This is a genomic window from Pseudomonas saponiphila, from assembly GCF_900105185.1.
In the GTDB taxonomy this organism is placed as follows: Bacteria; Pseudomonadota; Gammaproteobacteria; order Pseudomonadales; family Pseudomonadaceae; genus Aquipseudomonas; species Aquipseudomonas saponiphila.
Map to the genome: position 1 here is coordinate 817,501 of NZ_FNTJ01000001.1, position 26,001 is coordinate 843,501.

Annotated in this window: 17 protein-coding genes, 2 tRNA genes, 3 rRNA genes and 1 pseudogene (1 of these 23 only partly in view); 13 read left to right on the top strand and 10 right to left on the bottom strand. The window is 62.2% G+C overall.

Annotated elements, in window-relative coordinates:
• From BLV47_RS03865 to BLV47_RS03900, 8 genes are all read left to right on the top strand, one after another.
• Nucleotides 1–330 (top strand): 16S ribosomal RNA (locus BLV47_RS03865) (it extends 1,209 nt beyond the left edge of the window).
• Nucleotides 331–453: 123 nt separating this feature from the next.
• Nucleotides 454–530: transfer RNA gene (locus tag BLV47_RS03870), tRNA-Ile, on the top strand.
• 10 nt (nt 531–540) lie between these two features.
• A tRNA-Ala gene (locus BLV47_RS03875) sits at nt 541–616 on the top strand.
• A gap of 231 nt (nt 617–847) precedes the next feature.
• A 23S ribosomal RNA gene (locus tag BLV47_RS03880) occupies nt 848–3,739 on the top strand.
• Nucleotides 3,740–3,892: 153 nt separating this feature from the next.
• Nucleotides 3,893–4,008 (top strand): 5S ribosomal RNA (rrf, locus tag BLV47_RS03885).
• The 16S, 23S and 5S rRNA genes sit together here with 2 tRNA genes alongside, the layout of an rRNA operon.
• 150 nt (nt 4,009–4,158) lie before the next feature.
• Entirely contained in the window at nt 4,159–4,818 is a 660-nt protein-coding gene (locus tag BLV47_RS03890) for a paraquat-inducible protein A (protein ID WP_092310084.1), read from the top strand.
• Complete coding sequence (locus BLV47_RS03895; protein WP_092310087.1) at nt 4,805–5,428, top strand: paraquat-inducible protein A; 624 nt, start codon at nt 4,805–4,807, stop codon at nt 5,426–5,428. Before BLV47_RS03890 ends, BLV47_RS03895 begins: the two co-directional genes overlap by 14 nt.
• A complete protein-coding gene (locus BLV47_RS03900; RefSeq protein WP_092310090.1) occupies nt 5,421–7,724 on the top strand; it encodes a PqiB family protein in 2,304 nt (767 codons plus the stop codon). Before BLV47_RS03895 ends, BLV47_RS03900 begins: the two co-directional genes overlap by 8 nt.
• 156 nt (nt 7,725–7,880) lie before the next feature.
• On the opposite strand, the gene mksF is transcribed toward BLV47_RS03900, so the two are convergent.
• The 3 genes from mksF to mksB are packed head-to-tail and all read right to left on the bottom strand — an operon-like array spanning nt 7,881 to nt 12,695.
• Nucleotides 7,881–10,724 (bottom strand): Mks condensin complex protein MksF, encoded by a 2,844-nt coding sequence (gene mksF / locus BLV47_RS03905; protein ID WP_092310093.1) that lies wholly within the window; start codon nt 10,722–10,724, stop codon nt 7,881–7,883.
• Nucleotides 10,721–11,428 carry an Mks condensin complex protein MksE gene (gene mksE, locus BLV47_RS03910; protein WP_047285462.1) on the bottom strand — a complete coding sequence of 236 codons (708 nt, stop codon included), beginning with the start codon at nt 11,426–11,428 and terminating at the stop codon, nt 10,721–10,723. Before mksE ends, mksF begins: the two co-directional genes overlap by 4 nt.
• On the bottom strand, nt 11,418–12,695 hold the full coding sequence (mksB, locus tag BLV47_RS03915; RefSeq protein WP_167365623.1) for an Mks condensin complex protein MksB: 1,278 nt from the start codon (nt 12,693–12,695) through the stop codon (nt 11,418–11,420). Before mksB ends, mksE begins: the two co-directional genes overlap by 11 nt.
• A gap of 179 nt (nt 12,696–12,874) precedes the next feature.
• Between mksB and BLV47_RS03920 the strand changes: the two genes are divergently transcribed.
• Both BLV47_RS03920 and rimI read left to right on the top strand, forming a co-directional pair.
• Nucleotides 12,875–13,675 carry an energy transducer TonB gene (locus BLV47_RS03920; RefSeq protein ID WP_092310099.1) on the top strand — a complete coding sequence of 267 codons (801 nt, stop codon included), beginning with the start codon at nt 12,875–12,877 and terminating at the stop codon, nt 13,673–13,675.
• Nucleotides 13,672–14,124, top strand: a complete 453-nt coding sequence (gene rimI / locus BLV47_RS03925; RefSeq protein ID WP_016963566.1) for a ribosomal protein S18-alanine N-acetyltransferase — start codon at nt 13,672–13,674, stop codon at nt 14,122–14,124. Before BLV47_RS03920 ends, rimI begins: the two co-directional genes overlap by 4 nt.
• A 139-nt stretch (nt 14,125–14,263) precedes the next feature.
• On the opposite strand, the pseudogene BLV47_RS03930 reads toward rimI, so the two are convergent.
• A pseudogene (locus tag BLV47_RS03930) lies at nt 14,264–14,455 on the bottom strand (serine kinase/phosphatase); the annotation flags it as partial.
• Nucleotides 14,456–14,645: 190 nt separating this feature from the next.
• Between BLV47_RS03930 and can the strand changes: the two are divergent.
• Nucleotides 14,646–15,290 (top strand): carbonate dehydratase, encoded by a 645-nt coding sequence (can, locus tag BLV47_RS03935; RefSeq protein ID WP_092310105.1) that lies wholly within the window; start codon nt 14,646–14,648, stop codon nt 15,288–15,290.
• 46 nt (nt 15,291–15,336) lie between these two features.
• On the opposite strand, the gene BLV47_RS03940 is transcribed toward can, so the two are convergent.
• The 5 genes from BLV47_RS03940 to BLV47_RS03960 all read right to left on the bottom strand — a co-directional run bounded on the left by BLV47_RS03940 (nt 15,337) and on the right by BLV47_RS03960 (nt 23,444).
• Complete coding sequence (locus BLV47_RS03940) at nt 15,337–16,509, bottom strand: hypothetical protein (RefSeq protein ID WP_092310108.1); 1,173 nt, start codon at nt 16,507–16,509, stop codon at nt 15,337–15,339.
• A 109-nt stretch (nt 16,510–16,618) separates the two neighbouring features.
• Nucleotides 16,619–18,229, bottom strand: a complete 1,611-nt coding sequence (locus BLV47_RS03945) for a J domain-containing protein (protein ID WP_092310111.1) — start codon at nt 18,227–18,229, stop codon at nt 16,619–16,621.
• An 11-nt stretch (nt 18,230–18,240) separates the two neighbouring features.
• Entirely contained in the window at nt 18,241–19,938 is a 1,698-nt protein-coding gene (locus BLV47_RS03950; RefSeq protein WP_092310114.1) for a molecular chaperone HscC, read from the bottom strand.
• A 192-nt stretch (nt 19,939–20,130) separates the two neighbouring features.
• Nucleotides 20,131–21,831, bottom strand: coding sequence for an acid phosphatase (locus BLV47_RS03955; protein ID WP_092310117.1), 1,701 nt, complete (start codon nt 21,829–21,831; stop codon nt 20,131–20,133).
• Nucleotides 21,832–22,025: 194 nt separating this feature from the next.
• On the bottom strand, nt 22,026–23,444 hold the full coding sequence (locus BLV47_RS03960) for a short-chain fatty acid transporter (RefSeq protein WP_092310120.1): 1,419 nt from the start codon (nt 23,442–23,444) through the stop codon (nt 22,026–22,028).
• A 114-nt stretch (nt 23,445–23,558) separates the two neighbouring features.
• Between BLV47_RS03960 and BLV47_RS03965 the strand changes: the two genes are divergently transcribed.
• Together BLV47_RS03965 and BLV47_RS03970 are read left to right on the top strand one after the other, a co-directional pair.
• Nucleotides 23,559–23,792, top strand: coding sequence for a Pathogenicity locus (locus BLV47_RS03965; RefSeq protein WP_092310123.1), 234 nt, complete (start codon nt 23,559–23,561; stop codon nt 23,790–23,792).
• Between the two features lie 4 nt (nt 23,793–23,796).
• Entirely contained in the window at nt 23,797–25,197 is a 1,401-nt protein-coding gene (locus BLV47_RS03970; protein WP_092310126.1) for an aminotransferase-like domain-containing protein, read from the top strand.
• Here BLV47_RS03970 and panB read toward each other — a convergent pair.
• Nucleotides 25,173–26,000, bottom strand: a complete 828-nt coding sequence (gene panB, locus BLV47_RS03975; RefSeq protein ID WP_092310129.1) for a 3-methyl-2-oxobutanoate hydroxymethyltransferase — start codon at nt 25,998–26,000, stop codon at nt 25,173–25,175. The genes BLV47_RS03970 and panB overlap by 25 nt on opposite strands.
• Between the last annotated feature and the right edge of the window lies 1 nt (nt 26,001).

Sequence of the window (26,001 nt, forward strand, 5' to 3'; positions counted from 1 at the left end):
ACGGCCTGGGCTACACACGTGCTACAATGGTCGGTACAAAGGGTTGCCAAGCCGCGAGGTGGAGCTAATCCCATAAAACCGATCGTAGTCCGGATCGCAGTCTGCAACTCGACTGCGTGAAGTCGGAATCGCTAGTAATCGCGAATCAGAATGTCGCGGTGAATACGTTCCCGGGCCTTGTACACACCGCCCGTCACACCATGGGAGTGGGTTGCACCAGAAGTAGCTAGTCTAACCTTCGGGGGGACGGTTACCACGGTGTGATTCATGACTGGGGTGAAGTCGTAACAAGGTAGCCGTAGGGGAACCTGCGGCTGGATCACCTCCTTAATCGACGACATCAGCTGCTTCATAAGCTCCCACACGAATTGCTTGATTCATTGAAGAAGACGATAGAAGCAGCTTTAAGCTCCAAGCTGATAGCTCCAAGCTAACAGTTACAAGCTCGAAATTGGGTCTGTAGCTCAGTTGGTTAGAGCGCACCCCTGATAAGGGTGAGGTCGGCAGTTCGAATCTGCCCAGACCCACCAATTTTGTTATGGGGCCATAGCTCAGCTGGGAGAGCGCCTGCCTTGCACGCAGGAGGTCAGCGGTTCGATCCCGCTTGGCTCCACCATAAACTGCTTCTGAAAGCTTAGAAATGAGCATTCACATTGAATGTTGATTTCTAGTCTTTTGATTAGATCGTTCTTTAAAAATTTGGGTATGTGATAGAAAGATAGACTGAACGTTACTTTCACTGGTAACGGATCAGGCTAAGGTAAAATTTGTGAGTAACTCTTAAGAGTTTTGCGAATTTTCGGCGAATGTCGTCTTCATAGTATAACCAGATTGCTTGGGGTTATATGGTCAAGTGAAGAAGCGCATACGGTGGATGCCTTGGCAGTCAGAGGCGATGAAAGACGTGGTAGCCTGCGATAAGCTTCGGGGAGTCGGCAAACAGACTTTGATCCGGAGATCTCTGAATGGGGGAACCCAGCCATCATAAGATGGTTATCTTGTACTGAATACATAGGTGCAAGAGGCGAACCAGGGGAACTGAAACATCTAAGTACCCTGAGGAAAAGAAATCAACCGAGATTCCCTTAGTAGTGGCGAGCGAACGGGGACTAGCCCTTAAGTGGCTTTGAGATTAGCGGAACGCTCTGGAAAGTGCGGCCATAGTGGGTGATAGCCCTGTACGCGAAAATCTCTTAGTCATGAAATCGAGTAGGACGGGGCACGAGAAACCTTGTCTGAATATGGGGGGACCATCCTCCAAGGCTAAATACTACTGACTGACCGATAGTGAACTAGTACCGTGAGGGAAAGGCGAAAAGAACCCCGGAGAGGGGAGTGAAATAGATCCTGAAACCGTATGCGTACAAGCAGTGGGAGCAGACTTTGTTCTGTGACTGCGTACCTTTTGTATAATGGGTCAGCGACTTATTTTCAGTGGCGAGCTTAACCGAATAGGGGAGGCGTAGCGAAAGCGAGTCTTAATAGGGCGTCTAGTCGCTGGGAATAGACCCGAAACCGGGCGATCTATCCATGGGCAGGTTGAAGGTTAGGTAACACTGACTGGAGGACCGAACCGACTACCGTTGAAAAGTTAGCGGATGACCTGTGGATCGGAGTGAAAGGCTAATCAAGCTCGGAGATAGCTGGTTCTCCTCGAAAGCTATTTAGGTAGCGCCTCATGTATCACTGTAGGGGGTAGAGCACTGTTTCGGCTAGGGGGTCATCCCGACTTACCAAACCGATGCAAACTCCGAATACCTACAAGTGCCGAGCATGGGAGACACACGGCGGGTGCTAACGTCCGTCGTGAAAAGGGAAACAACCCAGACCGTCAGCTAAGGTCCCAAAGTTATGGTTAAGTGGGAAACGATGTGGGAAGGCTTAGACAGCTAGGAGGTTGGCTTAGAAGCAGCCACCCTTTAAAGAAAGCGTAATAGCTCACTAGTCGAGTCGGCCTGCGCGGAAGATGTAACGGGGCTCAAACCATACACCGAAGCTACGGGTATCACGTAAGTGATGCGGTAGAGGAGCGTTCTGTAAGCCTGTGAAGGTGAGTTGAGAAGCTTGCTGGAGGTATCAGAAGTGCGAATGCTGACATGAGTAACGACAATGGGTGTGAAAAACACCCACGCCGAAAGACCAAGGTTTCCTGCGCAACGTTAATCGACGCAGGGTTAGTCGGTCCCTAAGGCGAGGCTGAAAAGCGTAGTCGATGGAAAACAGGTTAATATTCCTGTACTTCTAGTTATTGCGATGGAGGGACGGAGAAGGCTAGGCCAGCTTGGCGTTGGTTGTCCAAGTTTAAGGTGGTAGGCTGAAATCTTAGGTAAATCCGGGGTTTCAAGGCCGAGAGCTGATGACGAGTTACCTTTTAGGTGACGAAGTGGTTGATGCCATGCTTCCAAGAAAAGCTTCTAAGCTTCAGATAACTAGGAACCGTACCCCAAACCGACACAGGTGGTTGGGTAGAGAATACCAAGGCGCTTGAGAGAACTCGGGTGAAGGAACTAGGCAAAATGGCACCGTAACTTCGGGAGAAGGTGCGCCGGTGAGGGTGAAGGACTTGCTCCGTAAGCTCATGCCGGTCGAAGATACCAGGCCGCTGCGACTGTTTATTAAAAACACAGCACTCTGCAAACACGAAAGTGGACGTATAGGGTGTGACGCCTGCCCGGTGCCGGAAGGTTAATTGATGGGGTTAGCTAACGCGAAGCTCTTGATCGAAGCCCCGGTAAACGGCGGCCGTAACTATAACGGTCCTAAGGTAGCGAAATTCCTTGTCGGGTAAGTTCCGACCTGCACGAATGGCGTAACGATGGCGGCGCTGTCTCCACCCGAGACTCAGTGAAATTGAAATCGCTGTGAAGATGCAGTGTATCCGCGGCTAGACGGAAAGACCCCGTGAACCTTTACTATAGCTTTGCACTGGACTTTGAATTTGCTTGTGTAGGATAGGTGGGAGGCTTTGAAGCGTGGACGCCAGTCTGCGTGGAGCCATCCTTGAAATACCACCCTGGCAACTTTGAGGTTCTAACTCAGGTCCGTTATCCGGATCGAGGACAGTGTATGGTGGGTAGTTTGACTGGGGCGGTCTCCTCCTAAAGAGTAACGGAGGAGTACGAAGGTGCGCTCAGACCGGTCGGAAATCGGTCGTAGAGTATAAAGGCAAAAGCGCGCTTGACTGCGAGACAGACACGTCGAGCAGGTACGAAAGTAGGTCTTAGTGATCCGGTGGTTCTGTATGGAAGGGCCATCGCTCAACGGATAAAAGGTACTCCGGGGATAACAGGCTGATACCGCCCAAGAGTTCATATCGACGGCGGTGTTTGGCACCTCGATGTCGGCTCATCACATCCTGGGGCTGAAGCCGGTCCCAAGGGTATGGCTGTTCGCCATTTAAAGTGGTACGCGAGCTGGGTTTAGAACGTCGTGAGACAGTTCGGTCCCTATCTGCCGTGGACGTTTGAGATTTGAGAGGGGCTGCTCCTAGTACGAGAGGACCGGAGTGGACGAACCTCTGGTGTTCCGGTTGTCACGCCAGTGGCATTGCCGGGTAGCTATGTTCGGAAAAGATAACCGCTGAAAGCATCTAAGCGGGAAACTTGCCTCAAGATGAGATCTCACTGGGATCTTGAATCCCCTAAAGGGCCGTCGAAGACTACGACGTTGATAGGTTGGGTGTGTAAGCGCTGTGAGGCGTTGAGCTAACCAATACTAATTGCCCGTGAGGCTTGACCATATAACACCCAAGCAATTTGCGAACTCGAAAGAGGCCAGATTGCGGTGTGTGAAGACGAAACAAACCGAAAGTTTGCAGGCTCACAAAACACCAACTCTATTACATACCCATTCGCTGGCACGTTGCACAAGCAACGGACTGGCTACCGAATTTCTTGACGACCATAGAGCGTTGGAACCACCTGATCCCATCCCGAACTCAGAAGTGAAACGATGCATCGCCGATGGTAGTGTGGGGTTTCCCCATGTGAGAGTAGGTCATCGTCAAGATTAAATTCCGAAACCCCAATTGCGAAAGCAGTTGGGGTTTTGTTTTTGTGCTGCGGAAAAATTCGCTCTTATCCGCAAACAAATTTGTACAGTTATTTTCGAATTGGAACACTAGAATAGCCGCTACTTTCTCCACTTCCAGAGCCTTCTATGCCAGATCCGGTTGACGCCCCCGGGTTGTCAGAATTACCACTGGACGACCTGGTTGCTTGCCACGAGTGCGATCTGCTGATGCGCAAGCCAAGGCTTGCTCTCGGTGAAAAGGCTCAATGCCCGCGTTGTGGCTATGAACTCTACGCACACCGGCACAATGTCGTTGAACGTAGCCTGGCTCTGGTGATCGCCGCCTTGTTGCTCTATGTACCGGCGAACTTTCTTCCCATCATGCAGCTCAATCTATTGGGACAGTCTTCCGAAGATACCGTCTGGAGCGGCGTGCAAGGCCTGTTCGATACCGGTATGGAAGGCGTGGCGCTGGTGGTGTTCCTGTGCAGCATGGGCATCCCCCTGATCAAGTTGATTTGCCAGCTCCTGGTCCTGTTGAGTATTCGCTGGAACATCGGGCGCAGTTACGGCTTGCTGCTCTACCGCATTTATCACCACTTGCGCGATTGGGGCATGCTCGAGGTCTATCTGATGGGCGTGCTGGTGGCCATCGTCAAGTTAGCCGACATGGCCTCCATCACCGTGGGCCTGGGCCTGGTGTGTTTTATCAGTCTGTTGTTGGTCCAGGTCTGGCTGGAGGTGGTGATGTCACCTCACCAGATCTGGCAAGCGTTATCGGGAGAGGATGTGCATGCGGGCGATTGATGCAGGCATTCTGATTTGCATCGAATGCCATGAGTTGAACCGGCAGGAGGCCGACAGCGACGAGCAGACCTGCACTCGTTGCGGAGCCCTGGTCCACCCCCGCCGTCCCAATAGCATCCTGCGCACCTGGGCGTTGTTGCTCACCGCCGCCATTCTCTATGTTCCGGCCAATCTGCTGCCGATCATGACGGTCAGCTCACTGGGCCAGGGCGACCCCAGCACCATCATGTCGGGGGTTATCCAGCTGGTGCAGCACGGCATGTTTCCCATTGCCGCGGTAGTATTTGTCGCCAGTATCCTGGTGCCCACCTTCAAGCTAGTGGGCATAGCCCTGCTGTTGTTTTCGGTACAGCGCCACCAGCCATTGTCAGCAAGGCAGCGGATCATCATGTACCGCTTTATCGAGTTCATCGGTCGCTGGTCGATGCTGGATATCTTTGTCATCGCCATCCTGGTGGCGCTGGTCAACTTTGGACGGCTGGCCAGCATCGAAGCCAATCTCGGTGCGGTTGCCTTTGCCAGTGTGGTGATTCTGACCATGCTGGCCGCAGTAACATTCGATCCCCGACTGATCTGGGATAACACGGAGTCGGACGACGACCATGAGTGATTTGCCTACCGCCAAAACCCGCCCGGCCTCCAATTGGTCAGCCATCTGGGTACTGCCCCTGATTGCCCTGATCATCGGTGGCTGGCTGGGCTGGCGTGCCTACAGCCAGACCGGCATCGAGATCCAGTTGCGCTTCGAAAGCGGCGAGGGGATCCAGGCCAACAAGACCGAAGTGGTCTACAAAGGCATGCCCGTGGGTAAGGTCAAGACTCTGGCCCTGGACGATGAAGGCAACTCCAAGGGGGTGATCGCCACGGTCGAGATGAACAAGGACGTCGAACAGTACCTGAAGACCAACACCCGCTTCTGGCTGGTCAAGCCCAGTGTCAGCCTGGCCGGCATCACCGGCCTGGAAACCCTGGTCTCCGGCAACTACATCGCGGTCAATCCCGGCGAAGGGGAGCCCGCACGCAAGTTCAAGGCGCTGGCCGAAGAACCGCCCTTATCGGACGCCAAGCCCGGTCTGCACCTGACCATCAAGGCTGAGCGCCTGGGCTCGCTGAACCGTGGCAGCCCAGTGTTCTATAAACAGATCCAGGTGGGACAGATCAAAAGCTTCCTGCTTTCCGAAGACCAGAGCACGGTCGAACTCAAGGTCTATATCGAGCCCACCTACGCCAACCTGGTGCGCAAACACACACGTTTCTGGAACGCCAGCGGCATCAGCATCGACGCCAACCTGTCCGGGGTCAAAGTGCGCAGCGAGTCCCTGTCCAGCATCGTCGCCGGCGGTATCGCCTTTGCCACGCCGGAAAATCGCAAGGACAGCCCGCCGACCGATCCAAGCCTGCCGTTCCGCCTCTATGAGGATTTCGATGCCGCCCAGGCCGGTATCCGGGTCAAGGTCAAGCTCACCGATTTCGAAGGCCTGCAGGCCGGACGCACCCCGGTGATGTACAAGGGCATCCAGGTGGGCAGCCTGAAAGCGCTGAAGGTCGATTCCGATCTCACCAGCGCCACCGCCGAGCTGACCCTCGATCCGCTGGCCGAGGACTACCTGGTCCAGGGCACCCAGTTCTGGACCGTCAAACCCTCCATCTCCCTGGCCGGCATCACTGGGCTTGAGGCGCTGGTCAAAGGCAACTACATCGCCATTCGCCCCGGCGACAAGGGCGCTGCGCCCCAGCGCGAGTTCGAAGCCCGGGCCAAGGCCCCGCCTCTGGATTTGCGTGCACCGGGCCTGCACATGGTGCTGTTCACCGACAACCTCGGCTCCCTGGATGTGGGCAGCCCGATCCTCTACAAGCAGGTCAAGGTCGGCTCGGTACAGAGCTATCAGTTCTCTCACACCCGCAAGCAAGTGGTGATCGGCGTTCATATCGAGAAAGAGTACGAGTCGCTGGTCAACGGTTCGACGCGTTTCTGGAACGTCAGCGGCATCACCCTCACCGGCGGACTCACCGGCGGCATCCAGATCAAGAGCGAGTCGCTGCAGAGCCTGATGGCCGGGGGGATTGCCTTCGAGACACCGCTGCCCAACGTGCCGCTGAAAAAGCGCATTCCGCGTTTCCGGCTGTTCGCCAACCAGGAAGAGGCGGCGCAGCGTGGCACCCTGGTCACCATCAAGGTCGATCGCGCCGATGGGCTGCGCGCTGGCACGCCGGTGCGTTTCAAGGGCCTGGATGTGGGCAAGCTGGAAGAAGTGACCCTCAGCGCCGATCTGCAATCGGTGATGCTCAAGGCGCGGATCACCGAAGTGCCGGAGCGTATCGCCCGGGTCGGCAGCCAGTTCTGGGTGGTCAAGCCGGAACTGGGGTTGATGAAGACCTCGAACCTGGAAACCCTGGTCACCGGTCAATACATCGAGGTGCAGCCCGCGACGAAGAACCAGGGCGTACAGACCAGCTTTGTCGCTTTGTCGCAGCCGCCTGAGGCCAGCGTTCCTGAAGCGGGCCTGAGCCTGGTACTGAGCGCTGCGCGCCGTGGCTCGCTGAAGGTGGGGGTGCCGGTGACCTACCGCGAAGTGACGGTGGGCAAGGTGACCGGCTACGAGCTGGGCCAGACGGCCGACCGGGTCCTGATCCACATCCTCATCGAGCCCAAGTACGCGCCGTTGATTCGTGGTGGCACACGCTTCTGGAACAGCAGCGGATTTGGCGTGGACTTTGGCCTGTTCAAGGGCGCCACGGTGCGTACCGAGTCCCTGGAAACCCTGATCCAGGGCGGCATTGCCTTCGCCACTCCGGATGGCGAGCGCATGGGCAACCCGGCCCGTCCCCAGCAGACCTTCCCCCTGTTCGACAAGTTCGAGGATGAATGGCTGACTTGGGCCCCCAAGATCCCCCTGGGCAAATAACCCGCTCGTAGGAGCCGGCTTGCCGGCGAAGAGGCCCTCAAGTCCTGCGTTCTTCTAGAGGACGCCTTCGCTGGCAAGTCAGCTCCTACAAAGGCTATCCAATAAAAAAGGCCGCACTCCCAAGAGCGCGGCCTTTTTCGTTGCGGCGTTACGGAATCAGACTTCGTCCAGTTCCGCTTCTGCTTCGGGTTCCACGTTCAGCACCGCCTTGACCTGATCGTGACGACGGATGAACTTCCAGTCCGCCTCGTCGATGTAGATGCCGTTCGGCCCGCTGCCGCCTTCCAGGTCGATGGCCACCTGGGCCGATACCTGCGGTTTCACACTGGCCAGGATCGGCACGAAGCCCAGCTGCAGGCTGGTTTCCAGCAGCGCCGCCTGGTTGCGTTCGTCGATATCCGCCGCCTCGTCGAGGTAGTAGGGCAGGCGGATGCGTCCGGCCTGGTCGCGGTCCATCAAGTGCAGCAACAGGTACATGTTGGTCAGCGCCTTGATGGTCATGGTGGTGCCGTTGGACGCCGCGCCATCGATGTCGGTGTGGATCACCGGCTGGCCGTTGACCTTAGTGATCTCGAACGCCAGCTCGAACAGGTCCTTCAGGCCCAGCTGGTTGTGGTTGGCCGCCACCAGCCGCGCCAGGTACTCCTTGGCCTCTTCGTTCTTGTTGTCCTGTTCGGCGCTCTGGCTCAGGTCGAACACCGACAGCGTCTCGCCTTCCTCGTACTGGCCGGCGCTGTGGATGATCTGGTCGATGTGCTTGAGGGCTTCCTTGTTCGGCGCCAGGACGATACGGAAGCTCTGCAGGTTGGACACCTGGCGCTTGTTGATCTCGCGGTTGAACAGCGCCAGCTGGTGTTCCAGGCTGTCGTAGTCACTGCGGATATTGCGCAGGGTCCGGGCGATGTCGGTTACCGCCGCGCGACGCGCCTTGCCCAGGGTCAGGGCCTCGTCGGTGCGGTGGGCGTAAGCGTTGATCAACAGCTGCAGGCGGCGCTCGACGTCATCCTCGCTGTCGAACTTGGCCACGCCCTTGAGGCGTACCTGGGCATACAGCGCCTCGATCTGGCCGTCGACCCGCTGCAGGCCCTGCCAGCTGTCCTGATAGTCATTGAGCAATGGCAGCAGGTTGTCCATGGAGTCGTCCACCGGGTCCATGAACGGCGTGCCGAACGGCAGGTCCGCCGGCAGTAGTTGACGGCGGCGCAGGGCGTCGTCGAGGGTGCGCTGCTTGGCTTCCATGTCGGCGATCTGCCGGCCCACCAGTTGCAGTTTGGCGGACAGTTGCTGGACGCGTTCGGTGAAGGCATCGCTGGAGCGCTTGAGTTCGTCCTGGGCGGCTTCCATCTGCGCCAGCTGTTCCAGCTTCTCGCCTTCCTCGGCGCTCAGGGTCTGGGCGCGGCGGAAGTCTTCCAGGGCCTTCTGCGCATCCAGCACCTGCTGGTACAGGGCTTCGGTCTGGGTCTTGCTCGCGGCGCGGTCGGCGGCCACGGCGGCCTGGGTCTTGAGCTGCTTGAGTTCCTTTTCCAGGCGCTCTTTCTGATCCCGCAGGGCGGCGCGGTCGGCCAGGGCCTGCAAGGCAGGTGGTTCGATGTGGGAAATGTCGATGGACAGTCCCGGCACTTCGAAACGCTCGCCCTTGAAGCCGTCGAGGATCAGCTCCACCGACTTCACCCACTGGCCATCCTCGTCCAGCGAGATGCCGTGCTCGCCCAGGGGCAGGCTGAACAGCGCGCTGTTGAACAGACGCATCAGGCGCTCCACATCCTGCTGGGAGAACTCCTCGCGCAGCCGGGCATAGCTGTTGTTGTCGGCGTGGTCGAGCTGCTGCTTGACCGACTTCAGGCGTTTTTCCAGGTCCCGCAGGCGTTCTTCCAGGTCTTCGGCGGAGAATTGCCGGGACTGGGCCAGGGCGCCGGCCAGTTCATCGTGGGCATCCTTGGCCGCCAGCAGTTGCTGTTCCAGGACCTTGACGTCGTCCACCAGGGCGAAGCGGTGCTTGAGCACCGACAACTCGCCGAGCCAGCGCTGGGTGCCGGTGATTTCCCGTTCCAGGCGCATCATTTCCTGGGTGCTGCTGCGCTGGTCGTTCTGCAGCGCGTCCTGCTCGTTGCGGTAGTGCTCGGCCTGGAGGGTCAGCTCTTCCTTGCGCGCGCCGGCATAGTCCGACCAGGTGCCCAGCAGCGAATCCAGCAGCGGCGACAGGCGATGCAGCTTGCCCCGCAGAATGTCCCGCTGCTTCACGCCGTTGGCCAGGGCTTCCACCAGAGGCCCCGCAGCCACCAGGGAGTTGTAGTCCTGCTCCATGCGCCGCACATCGCGGAAGGCTTCGTCGCAGGCGGCGATGTAGTCGACGCTGCCGGAGCGCAGGCTGTGTTCGAAGGCATCGAGGAACAGCTGCTTGAGCTTGGCCGCGGTGATCTCGCGCATGTGCAGCAGGTTGATGAACAGCGCGCGGAAGGTCTTCAGGCTCTGCTCGCTGGTGGAACGCAGCGGGATCAGGGTCAGGTCCAGGGGAATCGAGGTGTGGCCACCCACCAGCAGACGCCGCAGTTCATCGGGCTTGAGCTCATAGGCCTTGAGGCCCTGGCGCTCCAGGTTGGTGAACAGCTCTTTCTGCCGCAGGCAGGTGTCGTCCTTCTGGTAATGCGCCAGGTCCAGCTGGCCGGCGTAGGCGAAGAACTGGTGGCCGAAGCCGCCGCCCGGGCCGCGCCCGACCACGCCGATCACGTGGGGGCCGTGGGGCAGCGAGACTTCCACCAGGATGTAGCTGGTGTCGGAGGCGAAGTAGAAGCGCCGGGACTGTTCCAGGCTGTACTTGCCGAAGCTCATGTCCGACATGCGCGCCAGAATCGGGAATTGCAGGGCGTTGATCGACGCCGACTTGCCCAGGTTGTTGGCCCCGTAGACCGACAGCGGCTCTTCCAGGGGGAACAGGCCCAGGCTGTAACCGGCAGTGTTCAGTAGGGCAAAGCGGCGGATGCCGTAGCGTTCCTTGCTCATGCGTCGAGCTCCTGTTCTTCGGCGATGGCCCGGGCCAGCGCGTCTTCTTCACTTTCTTCGGACTCGTCGAATTCGCTCAGGTCCAGCGGGTCATCGGTCTGTAGCAGTTTTTCGTCGCTGTCGTCGTCTACCAGCACCGGGGTCGGCAACGGCAGCACGCTGTGCAGGCTGGCGGCCAGGTCGCGGTCCTGCTGCACCGACAGGCAGACGTCGAGGAAGCGGTGCATCGGCGGCAGGAAGCGGTAGATGCCCGGTTCCTCGGCGGCAAAACCCAGCTGGGTCATGCGGCGCATGATTTTCTCTTCCAGTTCTTCCTGGGTCTGCACTTCGGCCTGGATGAACAGGTCGCGGTATTTCTCCAGCAGCGACGGCAGTTCGTCGCGGCCGAGGCTACCGCCATCGAGCACGGCAATCGGGTCGCGACCCTGGTCGGCCAGGTGCTCCACCAGGATGAAGGTGAACAGCGCCAGGCGCTGGGCGGTCTTGTTCACCTGGGCGGCGGCATTGTCCGGCACGAAGTAGTAGAAACCCCGGGTGTCGCACACCAGTTCGAAGCCCAGGGCCTTGAACAGGGTGCGGTACTGGTCCTGGAAGTTCGACAGTTGGGCGTACAGCTCCGGGTCGCGGCGGCTGACGTGGTAACCCTTGAACAGCTCGCGAAAGATCGGCGCCAGCTGGGACAGTTCGGAAAGATCAAGATGCATTGGCGTTGCTCGCAGAATGCTCGGCGGCGTCATCGCGGGCCGAGAGCAGGGCGAAGGAGCGCAGGCTGACCTGATGCTCCTGGGTGTGGTAGTCGCGGCGTTCGAGGCGCTCGCGCTTGAAGCGTTTTTCCCGGGACAGGCGCGAGAACCAGTACAGCAGTTCGTCGGTGGCGCCATCCGGCTCCTGGTCCAGCAGCCAGCTCATCAGGTCCGGCATCGGCAGGGCGTCTTCGCAGCGTTCGAGCATTTCCCGAACCGTGCGCGGCGCCTTGGGGGCCAGGCCCTTGTGGGTCTTGTGGGCCTTGGGGAAGCGCGCCGGCTTGGGCTCGAAGCGGGCCAGGGCGTAGACATAGGCTTCCACCTGGCCGGAGCTGCCGAGGAAGGTGCTCTGCGGACGGGTGAACAGCGGCATCGCCGCTTGGGGCACTGCGTCGATGCCCTTGCGTCGGATCGCCGCCAGGGCCAGGGCCGCGCCACGGGTCACGGCGTTGTGCCGGCGGGCTTCCTCGCGCAACGGCAGCAGCAGTTCCCGGGCGTGGCGCAGGGTCAACTGGGCGCTGGTCTGCATTTCCAGGATCCGCGCGTGGGTGCGCAGCAGCATGTCGTCGTCCACCAGGTGGCCCAGGCGCTGCTGTTCGGTGAGCAGGCGCAGCAGGACGTTTTCCACCTTGCGCACGCCCTGCTCGAAGGCACCGTCGGCGTTCACCAGCTGGATCATCGGTTCGACGTATTCGTCCCAGGTGGCCAACACCTCGGCGTAGCGCTGGCGCAGGGGAATCTGCCGGTCGCTGGTCTTGGCCCGCTCGGCCACGGCCACCAGGGCCTGTTCGTCGTTGGCGAGTTTTTTCAGAACATCGCGCACGCGCATGTCCAGCAGCCGCAGCTGGCGCGCTAGGTCGTTGCCGTCGCGCACGTCGAAGGCGTCCTGGATATAACCGGCCAGGCGCTCCAGGTGGCGCAGGTAGGCTTCGATTTCCAGGCACAGGCCCAGGCGGTGCTCACGGCGCAGGTAGGCGAGAAAGTCGTGGATCTGCGCGTTGAGCTCGAAACGGTTCGGGCTTTTCGCCACCGGGACCAGGATGTCCAGGCGTATCCATACGTCCAGCAGGTGGGTGATGTCCTGGGGCGTGCTGTCCAGTTGTTGGGCAGCCAGCTGTGAACGCAGTTCGGCAAGACTCAGGGTGCCTTGGTCGAAGTGCTCGCACAGCGGCTCCAGAAGTGCCCAGTGTTCGGCGAGGGCGCGCAAGACGCGCTTGGGTTCGATCATCGGAATGGCCGGCTGGTTGGCAATGAAAAGCGGCGATTGTACTGCATCAGGGGGCCGACGATTCACCCCCGGGCCCAGGTATGAGACGGACAGTCGCTTTTGTGGGCAATCAACAGCAGGCGATCTTTGCCGAAGGACGGTAGAATCCCCCACCTCAGTTATCCACAAGTGGCCGACCTTTGCTTATCGAGTCCCGTCGTCGCGCTTATCTGTCCGCCATGCAGGTGGTCAGCTGGTTGCCGCGCAGCGAATTGCCCTTTGCCGCCCCTTCGCGCCCCGAGTTGCTGGCCTTGCCGGAGCCCGAGGTGCAGGCGCCGCCTGCCCCGGTGGTCGAAGCCAAAGCCCCGGCAGCGCCGGCGGCCAGGACCGGCGAGCGGCCGAAAATCGAGGTGCCGCGCCCTTCCACCGCGCCTGCAAAGTCAGCCAGCAAGCCGGTGGCCGATGGCGAAGAAGCCCCGGCTCCGGTGGTCAAGGCGCCAGTGGTTCCGCCGCCGCGCTTCGCCCTGCAACTGTTGCGGGCCGGCCGTTGCCTGCTGCTGGTGGAGTTACCCACAGGGGAAGCCTTCCAGAGCCGCGACCCGGCCTATCTGCTGCTCAAGGACATGCTGCGCGCCGCCGGCCTGCCGGACAGCCCGCAGATCCTCGCCGAGCCGGTGCGCTGGCCGATGCTGACCCGGGGCAACCTCGACCAGGGGCCTGAAGCCGCCCGCGACTTCGTCCAGGCCTTCGTCGGCGTGCGCATCGAAGAAGAGCCTTGCGTCTGCCTGTGGCTGATCGGCCTGCCGGCAGTACGTTTCGCCGGGGAAGCCAACGCTGAATCCTACAACCGTGAACTGCAGGTCGAAGGCCTGGGTTCGGCCTGGGCCTTGCCCGGCCTGGAACTATTAATGGAAGAGCCACAGCGTAAGGCTGATGTCTGGCAAGCCATGCGTCGCTTGATGACGCGCTGGAAAAGCACTGATGAGCACAATGACCGATGAGTGACGCGTTGACCTTCCGCCTGGCCACCGAGGCGGACCTGGATGCCATCCTGAAAATCGAATATGCCGCGTTCAGTCATCCCTGGACCCGGGGCATTTTCATGGATGCCTTCAAGTCCTACGAAGTCTGGCTGATGTTCGAAGGCAGCCAGCAAGTGGGCCACGGCGTCATCCAGGTGATCATCGACGAAGCCCATTTGCTGAATATCACCGTCAAGCCGGAAAGCCAGGGCCGCGGCCTGGGCCTGCGTTTGCTGGAAGAGCTGATGAAGCGCGCCTACCAGAAGAATGCCCGGGAGTGCTTCCTCGAAGTGCGTTCCAGCAACCAGACCGCCTATCGGCTGTACGAACGTTATGGCTTCAATGAAGTCGGGCGTCGCCGCGACTATTACCCGGCTGTGGGTGGCCGCGAAGACGCCCTGGTGATGGCCTGCACCCTGGTCGACTGAGCCTGCAACCAGCACGCAGGCCGCCGTAGGAGCTGGCTTGCCAGCGAAGGCGCCATTCGCGGCGATGTATGGCTTGAGGGCCTCTTCGCCGGCAAGCCGGCTCCTACGGGAGAGGGCGTCATTAAATGTGGCGTCAGGCTCAGGGTTTGCCGTCCAGCGGGTCGCGACGCGCCAGTTCGGCTTCATCCAGACCACTGCCACCCCCAATGTCCGTGGCATCGACAATACTCAGATCCCAGTCCGCCGGTTTATCGACCCCGACTTCCCGGGCAGAACGGGCCCCATCCTCGCGGATCAGGGTTTCCGGGCTCAGGTCATCGTCGATCGGCTCGGGCTGGGGCGCACTGAAGGGGCGTCGTGATTCGGTCATGGCGATTCCTCATACTTCAGGGGCTTGCAGGGTGGACCCACAGCCCCGGTGAAGATTCCCCGGCAGGGATAACCGGTATCTGCAGTTATTGGCGTGACCCCGACGGGCACTCGTCTGTCATACCTGCGCATCATTCTTGAGGCTTCACAGCATGAACGAACTACAAGATCTGATTGATAACAACGCGCGTTGGGCCGAAGCGATCAAGCAGGAAGACCCGGAGTTCTTCTCCAAGCTGGCTCGCCAGCAGACTCCGGAGTACCTGTGGATCGGCTGCTCGGACGCCCGGGTGCCGGCCAACGAGATCGTCGGCATGTTGCCGGGCGACCTGTTTGTGCACCGTAACGTGGCCAACGTCGTGCTGCACACCGACCTCAATTGCCTGTCGGTGATCCAGTACGCGGTGGATGTACTCAAGGTCAAACACATCCTGGTCACTGGCCACTATGGTTGCGGCGGTGTGCGCGCCTCGATGCAGGACCGCCAGTTCGGCCTGATCGATGGCTGGTTGCGTTCGATTCGTGACCTGTACTACGAGCACCGCGAGGCGCTGGCAAAACTGGCCACCGAAGAAGAACAGGTCGACCGCCTGTGCGAGCTGAACGTGATCCAGCAAGTGGCCAACGTCGGCCACACCAGCATCGTGCAGAACGCCTGGCATCGCGGGCAGAGCCTGTCGATCCACGGTTGCATCTACGGGATCAAGGACGGTCGCTGGAAGAGCCTGGATACGACCATCAGCGGTTTCGAACAGCTGCCACCGCAATATCGCCTGCGTCCCCTCGGCGCCGTCTGAATGCGGGCTGGCCGCTGCGTGAAGACGCAGCGGCCAGCGGCGGACTTCAGAGGTGCGGCACCTCGGTGCTTGGCGCCGGTGCTGGAGCCTTGAGCTGCTTGAGCTGGGTCGTGACCGGTGCGCTGCTGCACTTGGCCGCGGCCTGCTGCTCGGTCAGCTTGCGTACCGAGGTGTAGAACAACTCGCAGGTCTGCTCTTTCTGGGTCACCTGCCAGGTCTGGGTGCAACTGCTGAGCAGGGTGCTCGGATCCGTCCCCGGCTTGCTGCCCATGCCGGCCTGCCAGCAGGCCGCGCTCAAATCCTGTCCCATGACTTTCAGCCCGGCGGCGTCGGCCTTGGCCTCGTCGTTGTCATAGTTGGCCGGGTCCGCGGCGTACCAGATGTAGCTCGGGTGGTTGGCGCCCAGGACCGGTACCTTCACCCCTTCGCTGGGGCTGATCTGCGCCAGGCCCAGCACATTCACCGTCACCCCGTATTGCTGCTTGAGCCAATTGCGCACCGGCGTGCCGAAAGCCACCATCGGCAGGGCCGCGCCGCTGGCGGTCTGGCTGACCTGCTTGACCATGGTGGTCTGGTAACTGTTGAAGTAGCCATAGACCCCTTCCAGGCTCTTGCCGGCGCTGGAAGGCGCGGCGATCGGCGCGATATCGACGATGGTCTGGTAGGCCGGGGTCTGCTCGGCGGCGATGCCGTTGACGGTGAGCAACGAGGCCCAGCGGTCGGTGGTGGCCGATTCCAGATAGTCCTGGAAGTGGGTCAGCGAATAGTCAGGCGGGAAGTGCAGCAGCTCCACGCTCTTGCGGTTTTCCAGGGCCATGCCCAGGGGCAGGAACAGATACCAGCTGTATTCCCAATGACCGTCGCTGTTGAGCTGGCTGGCGCCTTTGTAGGCCAGGTCGCCGGCATCGAGCAGGGCGCTCAACGGCTTGTCGTAGCCCTGGGGCACGCCGCTGATGGAGGCCACGACCTTGTCGCTGACGGTTTTGACGCTGACCTTGGCCGTGCTGTAGCCGTCACGCTGCACGCTCTGGGTCAGGTAGTGAGCCACCGTCTCCTCAAGGGTCCAGTTGCGATAGCAGATCACGTTGCAGTTGTTGGGGTAGGCGAAGAGTTGGGTGACGCGCTGGGGGCTGCCCAGGTCGACCTCGACATCGGCTCGGGCCGTCGTACTCAAGGCGGCAGCGGTCAGCGCGAGGGTGATTCCTGCGAATTTGAACATGCTCAGATCCTTTTCAGCGTGAACCCCTCCACGGGGGCTGTTCATACTGGAACACCGCCGTGGATAGAGAAAGACAACGGATAAAAAATCTGCCCCCCATGTACGGGGCTCAGCCTGGTAGCAGCCGGGTCAGCGGGAAGGCCGGGTAGAACACCTGGCAAGCGTGGATGACGCCGACCATCAGCAACAAGAAAACCGGTTGCCAGGGACTGAAGTGTGACCAGTGCAAGACGCTCAGCCAGGGGTGCTTGAGCCTGAATGCTTCGCTCACCTGGCCGATGCGCTTGTGGTGCAGGACGCCAATCAGGGTAAAGCCCAGATACGTCAGCATGCCCAGCAGGCCGAGCAGGCTGGCGAACAGCGCCATCAAGGCGAGGAAGGGAATACCGTGGCGCAGTAGCCTTCGATACGGCGGCCTGTGCAGCGATTTCGGTATCAGGCGTTCACTCAGCCACAGGTCCAGATCAAGCATGCGCAGCGCCAGGGCGTTCCAGGCGGTCAGGGCCAGCAGCCCGAGCACTGCCGCCAGCCAGCCGCCCAGTGCCGCCAAGATGGCCGCATGCAAGGGCGGGTCGTGGCGCTCCTGAATGAAAAACAGGGTCAGCGCCAGCGCGATGCCCAGCCAGGCTCGCACCCATGTTTCACCCGTCGTGGAGGATTGCGGCATGAATTTCTGCCAATAGAACACGTCACTCTGCGGCAGGCGTTCGATCAGTTGAGGGAAGCGCCAGGTCAGGGTCTGTGCCAACTGCTGGCAGGCTTGCCATTCATTCTGGGTAAAGCCGCGGGTGAGATTGCGCTGTTGGCGCGGGGACAGGGGCTTGGCGAGCAGTTGCGCCGCCAGCACCTCCGGCGCCCAGCTGTGCTCCTGCTGCAGCTTGTGTTGCAAGTCCTGGTAGAAGGCCTCCTGCTCACAGCGCTGGACCAGTTGTTGCCAGATCCAGGCCGGCTCCGGAATGGCGCCGCGTTGTTCATCCCAGCCGAACACTTGGCAGACCCGCTCGAACAGGGGAACGCTCCACTGTTGCTCGTTGAGCAGTATCAACACCGTGCTTTGCCATTGCAGACGGTGATCGAAAATCTGCAGCCAGGGCCGTTCGCTGTATTGCGTCAACAGCGCCAGGAACGCCCGTTCCTGGTTGGCCTGCAGTTGTTCTTCCAGGGCCTGGCGGTAATAGCTCAGCAGGGCATCCACCAGCGAGCGTTGTTGCGTCTCGCTCATCGACAGGCTTTGCCAGGGTGTCAGCCAATCCAGGTGTCGAACCGCCCAATCGATCAGGGGCGCGCGCTGTTCCGGGTGCTTGCAGCAATGCTCCAGCAGCAGGTTCTGGAAGTCCTGGGCGCATTCCCGGGCCTGAGCCTCCGGCCAGCGTTGTGGCAGGTTCTCCAGGGTCAGGCCCTTGAGCAGGGCCTGTGCCGGTGTTGGCGCGACAGCGGCTGCTGGCATGGGCGCCAGGGGCGGGCTCATTTCAACCAGGCCCGACCAGGCCTGCAGGTTGTCCCCAGGCAGAGCCGCGGCGACGGGCTCGGCACAACCGTCGTCGGTTTCGTCTTCCCGCCAGCGGGCCAATTGCAGCGCCCGCTCATAAGCCTCGCGCAGGCGCTGGAAGCCTTCGGCATCTTCATCGGGGCGGGTGGTTTTCAGGCGTTTGGCGTAGCTGCGCTTGATGCTGCGCTCATCGGCATCGTCCGGCAGCTCCAGCAGGGTCCAACAGTCCATGTCGCCGCTCCTCAGTGCCAGTGGCCGTTTTCCAGCCTCTGCAACTGTTCACTGAGCTGGTTGCGCACTTCGCGGATCTTGCGCTCGTCCTGGGTGTCCAGCACTTGCTGGAACTGCCCGGCCCAGTAACCGATCTGCTCGCGCAATTCCCCCAGGCTTTCCTGATACAGGCGCTCCAGGCGGGCACTGAGCAGGGTGTTGACCTGCTGGTCGCGGGGATGAACCTTGAGTTGCTCCAGGGCCTTGAGCCGCTGCTGGATTTCTTCCGGGGTCAGCACGCCGGGGTTGTTCTCGATCACCAGGGAGCGGCTTTCACCGGTCAGGGGAATGCTCACCTGGGCTTCCAGCAGGCCGTTGATGTCATAGGTGAAACGCACGTCCAGCGAGACTTCGCCGGCCGGGCGCTTGGGCACCTGCATTTCCAGCTGGCCGAGGGCGACGTTGTCGCGCACCAGGCGGCTCTCGCCCTGGAAAATCTTCAGCAGCACCTGTTCCTGGTTGTCGTGCAGGGTCTGCACGGTCTTGACCCGGCTCACCGGCACCACGCTGTTGCGCTCGATGATCGGCAGGTAGTGCCCGCCCTCGATCTGGTTGCCGTACTGCTGGGAGGTTTCGATGCCCAGGGTGTAGGAGCAGACGTCGGTCAGCACCACTTCCTCCAGGGCCGCGGAGCGTGCCTTGAGGGCGGCCTGGACCGCCGCGCCCTGGGCCACCACTTCGTCGGGGTCGAGGCTGATGGACGGAAAGCGCCCGAACAGCCCCGCCGCCAGCTTGCGCACCAGGGGCATGCGGGTGGCGCCACCCACCAGGAGGATTTCATCCAGGTCGCTGACGCGGATCCGCGCGTCGCGCAGGGCCCGCTCGATGGGCGCCCGCAGGCGTTCCAGCAGGGGCGTATAGAGGCTGGCCAACTGCGCCTGGGTGATGGTCTGGGACCATTGCCGGCCATCGACCCGCAGGCTGAACTCGGCGCTGGGTTCCTGGCCCAGGGCACGGCGTACCCGTTCGGCTTCGCGGCGCAGGGCCTGGAGCACGCTCTGGCGCTCGGGAAAGTCCGCCGTCCGGCCTTGCTGCTCGATGAAGTGCTCCAGCAGCAGGCTGTCGAAATCTTCGCCGCCGAGGAAGTTGTCGCCGGCGCTGGCGCGGACTTCCATGACCCCGTCGAACAGCTCCAGGATCGACACGTCGAAGGTGCCGCCGCCGAGGTCGAAGACCAGGAACGAGGTTTCCTTGTCGCGCTGGTGCAGGCCGTAGGCCAGGGCCGCCGCGGTGGGTTCGTTGATCAGCTTTTCCACCTTCAGCCCGGCCAGCTCGCCGGCAATGCGCGTGGCCTTGCGCTGGGCATCGCTGAAATAGGCCGGCACGCTGATCACCGCTTCTTCCACCGGCTCGCCGTAGGCGCGCTCGACGTCCTCCTTGAGGCTCTTGAGCACCAGGGCCGAGAGTTCTTCCGGACGCAACAGGCGATCTCCCAGGCGCACTTCGGTGGCGCTGCCCATGTAGCGCTTGAACAGTGCGCTGGTCAGTTGCGGGTGGGTGTGCAGGCGCTCCTTGGCGGCTTGCCCCACCAGCACCCGGCCCTCATCGTCCAGCCCCACCACGCTGGGGGTGAGCAACTGGCCCAGGGCGTTGGGCACCAGCTCGCTGGCGGTGTCGCGCCAGACCGCCACCAGACTGTTGGTGGTCCCCAGGTCGATGCCTACGATCATGACGACGAACTCCCTTTCCAATCGGAAAACTGATGAAACAAATAAGTGGCGCGCAGGATATTACCCGTCGGGTGGATGGGTAAAGTGCGTGATGTCACATGGCTATTATTGGCGCCGTTGCCGCAGGGCCGAAGCCGCTCTTGAGCTTCGGCCCTGCGCTGGCTGGCGGGCCCGTTGCGGGCCCCGCCGGGGTCAGACGCTGAAGTGCAGGGCGTTGGTCAGGTCGCCCATGGGCTTCTGGCCCCGGGCGATCATGGCCTCGTCGCGTTCCTTGATGCCGTCCAGGGTTTCCAGCTGGAACACCCGGGTGATCAGCCGCAGGATCGAAGCGGTGTCATACACCGTGTGATCCACCGTGCCCTTGCGGGCGAACGGCGACACCACCAGCGCCGGTATCCGCGTGCCCGGGCCCCAGCGATCGCCCTGGGGCGGTGCCACGTGGTCCCACCAGCCGCCGTTTTCGTCGACGGTGACGATCACCACCATGTTTTTCCATTGCGGGCTTTCCTGCAGCACTTTCAACGCGCGGTCGATGTGCCGGTCGCCGGCGGCCACATCGGCATAGCCGGCGTGCAGGTTGAGGTTGCCCTGGGGTTTGTAGAAGGTCACCGCGGGCAGCTTGCCGGCTTCGGCGTCGGCGAAGAACTTGTTGGTGCTCGACTCATCCCCCAGGCCGCCGTCGCGCAGGCGCTTGGCGCGCTCGGCGGGGTTTTCCGGGCCCTGGCGCAGGAAGTAGTTGAACGGCTGGTGGTGGTACTGGAAGTTGGGGATCTTGGGAATCCCGCCGGAATCCTTGAACTGCTCCAGGGTCGCCTGCCAGGCGCCGCCGTACCAGGCCCAGTCGACGTTGTTCTTCGACAGCTTGTCGCCGATGTGCTCGTGGGTCTGCGGCACCAGCACGCTGGGCAGGTCGGGCTTGGCGTAGTCCGGGCGCTCCGGGTCGCGGATCCAGGTCGGCCAGTAGGGCGGGGCCATGGTGTTGACTGCGTAGCCGTCCGGGGTCAGGGCACTGGGGCCGAACTGCGGGGCGCCGTCCATGGCACTGGCCGGGGATTTGTCCAGGGGCTTGAGGCGGGTGCCTTTGGGGTCGTCGCCCTGCAAGGTGGCGATCTGCGACTTGGCCACCGAGTTGGCGGCGTCCGGGTAGAACGGCACCTTGGCGCTGATCAGGTACTGGTGGTTGAGGAACGAGCCGCCAAAGGCGCCCTGGAAGAAGTTGTCGCAGAGCACGAATTCCCGGGCCACATCCCACAGGCGCAGGGAATAGCGGGTCTGGGCGTAGTGGCCCATGGTCAGGGCGCCGGAGTCGGCCCAGGCCACGAAGCCGTCGTTCTTGCCGCCGTTGATCTGCATCTGGTTCTGGTAGAACAGGTGCCACAGGTCGCGGGTCACCAGGCCCAGAGGCAGGTCCTCGCCGCTGGGGGCCTTGAGGGCGAACGGCGCGTTGGGCAGGTTTTCCTGGAACTGGGTTTCCACCGGGTAGGTGACGCCGTCCAGGGTTTGCGGGCCGACCTGGAGAATGCCGCCCCAGACCGGTGGCAGTTTCGACAGCAGGCTGCCGTCACGGTCGCGCTGTTGGAACGCCTCGGGCTTGAGCGCCGACAAGGGCTTCTCCACCCCGGGGAAGTTGGCGAACAGGTTGTTGAAGCTGCGGTTCTCGGCGAACAGCACCACCACGTTCTTCACCTGCTCGCGCAGCGCCTTGTCCAGTTCCGCGGGAGACAGTGGCCGCTCCTGCGGTTTGCCTGCCGGCTCATCGGACTTGGCGCAGGCGCTCAGGGTGGCGCCGACCCCAAGAACGGCAACGCCGCCGAGGAAGCGGCGGCGGCTGGAATCGGTGGGCTGGTCGGCGGTGGTTTCGGGGAGGTCACGCTGATCGGTATCGTCGCTCATGTCGGGTCCTTGCTCGTCGATCTGAGAGTTCGTTACAAAATATTTCGGTCGCACGGTAGCAATCGAATATGACGCAAAGACTACATGAATGCTTCAAGAGTCCACTGCGATCGCTCGGGAATCATCTGAAATCTGCGTCGAAACAGGATTGTCCACAGGCCCGCTGCGTTCAGCGGCAGCGGGCCTGCGGGCATTCAGGGAAGTACCGGCGGCAAGTACGCCAGGGTGGTGCCCAGGGCCCAGAGCAGCACCAGCACCAGGGGCGCGTGCACCAGCAGCTGGACGAAGGAGAAACCGATCAGGTCGCGGGCCTTCAAGCCCAGTACCCCCAGCAACGGCAGCATGTAGAAGGGGTTGATCAGGTTCGGCAGGGCTTCGGCAGCGTTGTAGATCTGCACCGCCCAGCCCAGGTGGTACTGCAGGTCATTGGCCACTTGCATCACATAGGGCGCCTCGATGATCCACTTGCCGCCGCCCGAGGGAATGAAGAAGCCCAGCACCGCCGAATACAGGCCCATCAACAGGGCGTAGGTGTCGTGGGAGGCGATCTGCACGAAGAAGGTCGAGATGTGATGGGCCAGGGTCTGGCCGTCCACCCCCTTGACCACCGTCATCAGCGCGGCGATCGAGCCATACAGGGGGAACTGGATCAGCACCCCGGTGGTGGTGGGCACCGCCCGGGCCACGGCGTCGAGAAAGCTGCGCGGGCGCCAATGCAGCAGGGCGCCGACCATCAGGAACAGGAAGTTGTAGGTGTTGAGCCCGGAAATCGCGGTGATCGCCGGCTTGGTGGCGAACTCGTGATACAGCCAGCCGGCGGCCAGCAGCGCCAGGAGCAGGGTCAGCAGCGGGCTGTACTCCAGCCACTCGCCGGGGCGGGTCCGCGGTTGCGGCTTGGGCATGCTGAAGCTTGGATCGACCCCGCAGGCCTGGGCATCCCGGGCACTGTTGGGCCCCGGGGCGGTGGCGTAGGCGACGATCAGCGAGACGACGATCAGGGCCAGCAGCAACACCCCCGACTGCCAGAGAAAGATGGTCTGGGTGAAAGGAATCACCCCGGTGATGGCCAGGATCGACGGCGGCAGGCTGCCCGGGTTGGCTTGCAACTGCGCGGCCGAGGACGACAGACCCAGGGCCCATACCGCGCCCAGGCCCAGGTAGGCGGCAGCGCCGGCGGCGCGGTAGTCCATGCGCAGTTCGGTGCGCCGGGCCAGGGCCCGCACCAGGAGCCCGCCGAACACCAGGGACAGGCCCCAGTTGAGCAACGAGGCGACCATGGAAATCAGCGCCACCCAGGCCACCGCCGAGCGGCCGTTCTTGGGAATGCGCGCCAGCTTGTCGATCAGTTTCACCGCCGGTGGCGAGCTGGCCACCACATAACCGCCGATGACCACGAAGGCCATCTGCATGGTGAAGGGGATCAGGCTCCAGAAACCGTCGCCGAAGGCCATGGCGGCGTCGGTGGGCTTGGCGCCCATGGCCAGGGTGGCCAGGGCGACGATGATCACCGCCAGCGCGGCAAACACCCAGGAGTCGGGAAACCAGCGTTCGGCCCAGTTCGAACAGCGCAGGGCGAAGCGGGCGGAGCGGCTATCTTGAATATCAGCGGCCACGTGAATACCTCGGGTTTCTTATGTTTATAAGGAGGTCGGCCGCCCCAGGCTGAGGCGGCCGAGAACTGTGCAAGAATGCGGCAATTGCCACGGACTGCAAAGGATTCAACGTCGATGTCATTTTCCTCCGAAGAACGCGCCGCACTGCTCAAGATCAAGGGTGTCGGCCCGACGGTGGTCGGTCGCCTGGAACAACTGGGCATCACCTCCCTGGCCCAGCTGGCCGCCGCCGATGCCCTGGATATCGTGACCCAGGCCTCGGCTCTGGTCGGTTCCAGCTGCTGGAAAAACAGCCCTCAGGCCCGCGCGGCGATCCAGGCGGCCATCGCCATGGCCAAGGGCAACTGAAGCGGTGCAGCGCCAACCATCCTTCGCCTACCAGGCGGTCTACCGCTACCTGTCGCAGTGGATCGACAACGCCGCCAGCGATCAGGAGCAACGCTTGCCGTCACTGCGCGAGCTGGCGCAGCGGCTGAAGGTTTCCCTGTCCACCACCAAGTACGCCTACGCCCTGCTGGAGGATGAAGGGCGCATCCAGTCGCGGCCGCGCCAGGGCTATTTCACCCGGGCCCTGGCCGCGGCACCCTTGCCCGAAGCCGGGGCGGACCTGCTCGACAACCTTTATGCCCAGGCTCGCCAGCCGGGGCGCCTGGCGCTGTGCAGCGACGCGCCGGCGATGCTGCTGTCCCTGGAACAACCCCTGCTGATGACCGAACGCGAACTGGCCCGGCAGTACCCGCGCAACTCGGCGCCGCTGTACCAGCCCCTGGGCGAGCGGGAACTGCGCAGCGAACTGGCCCGGCGCTATACCCGCTCCAGCGGCGACTACTGGCAGGCCGACCAGGTGTACCTGGGGCCTGATCTGCGCAGTGTGCTGGAGTTGCTGTTGCAGACCCTGGACCTGGCCGGCAGCGTGGTACTGGTGGAGTCGCCCTGTTCCTGGGCGATCTTGCGCCTGCTGCGGGCGGCGCGCCTGCGGATCATCGAACTGCCCCTGGACGGCGCCGGCTGCTTCGATCTGCAGCAGGTGCAGGCGTTGCTGCAGCGCGAGCCGGTACGTCTGGCGGTGTTGTCCTCGACGGTGAATATCCCCCACGGCAGCCTGATGCCCGCGGTCGACAAACAGCAACTGTGCCGTTGGTTCAGCGAGCGCGGGATCTGGCTGCTGGAGAACGACAGCTACGGTGAATTCAGCTTTGTGCCGGGCGCCGCGCGCTATCGGGACTTTGCCGATCCGGAGCGCCTGCTGGTGTTCGCCTCCCTGGACAAGGCCGTCGGTGCCGAGGCGCCGTTGAGCTATCTGCTGAGCCGCAGCCTGGGCCCGCAATTGCAGCGCCAGTTTCTCGAACGTTCCTTTCGCCTGTCGCCGATCCGTCAGAAGGCGCTGGCACGGCTCTTCAGTTCCGGGCGGGTCGACCAGCACCTGGTGAAACTGCGGGGGCAACTGAGCCTGCGCATGCAACAGCTGCACCGGCTGCTGGAACAGCAGGCGGGCGGTCAATTGCACGCACCGCTGGCCGCCGGGGGCGCGACCTTGTGGGTCGAGGCGCGGCGCCCGGTGCTGATGACCCGGGTCTATGAGCGCCTGCTGGCCGAGGGCATCGTCATTGCGCCGGGGGGCATCTTCAGTCAGCAGGGCTTGTGGCAGCAGCACCTGCGCCTGAGTTTCACCCTGGATTGGAGCAAGGACATCCAGGGCGCCCTTGGGCAACTGGCGCATGTGGTGAGTCAGGCGTCCTCAACCACCCCATAACAATGCTGCAGCTGCGGGAAGGCCTGCTCCCGCACTTCTGCGGCGAAGCGTTCGCAGGCCTGGCTGATCAGGGCGCCGGCATCGGCGTACTGCTTGACGAAGCGAGGCACCTGGGGCCCGCCCAGCCCCAGCAGGTCCTCGGTCACCAGCACCTGGCCGTCACAGGCCGGGGAGGCGCCGATGCCAATGGTCGGCATCGCTGAAAAGTCGCTGATGCGCCGCGCCAGGGGTTCGGCCACCCCTTCCAGCAACAGGCTGAAGGCACCGGCCTCAAGGTGGGCCCGGGCATCGGCCTCGATCTTGCCGGCCGCCTCGCTGTCGAGCCCCTGGGCCTTGAACCCGCCCATCTGATTGACGAACTGCGGCATCAGGCCGATATGGGCCATCACCGGGATACCCCGCTGCACCAGGAACTCCACGGTGGGCGCCAGGGCCTGGCCGCCCTCCAGCTTGAGCGCGGCGCAGCCGGTGCGTGCCATCACCTCGGCGGCATTGCGGTAGGCCTGTTGCGGGGATTCCTGATAGCTGCCGAAGGGCATGTCGGCGATCACGCAGGCCAGGCGGCTGCCGGCCACCACGGCGCGGGTGTGGGCGATGATCTCCGCCAGGCTCATGTCCAGGGTCGAGGTACGGCCGTAGCCGACCATGGCGGTGGAATCGCCGATCAGGATGAAATCCACGAAAGGGTCCATCAGCCGTGCCATGTGGCTGGTGTAGGCGGTGAGGGACACGATCTTCTGCCGGCCCTTCATGGCCACCAGTTGCGGGACGCTCAGGCGCTGGGTGCGGGTATGGCTGCTCATG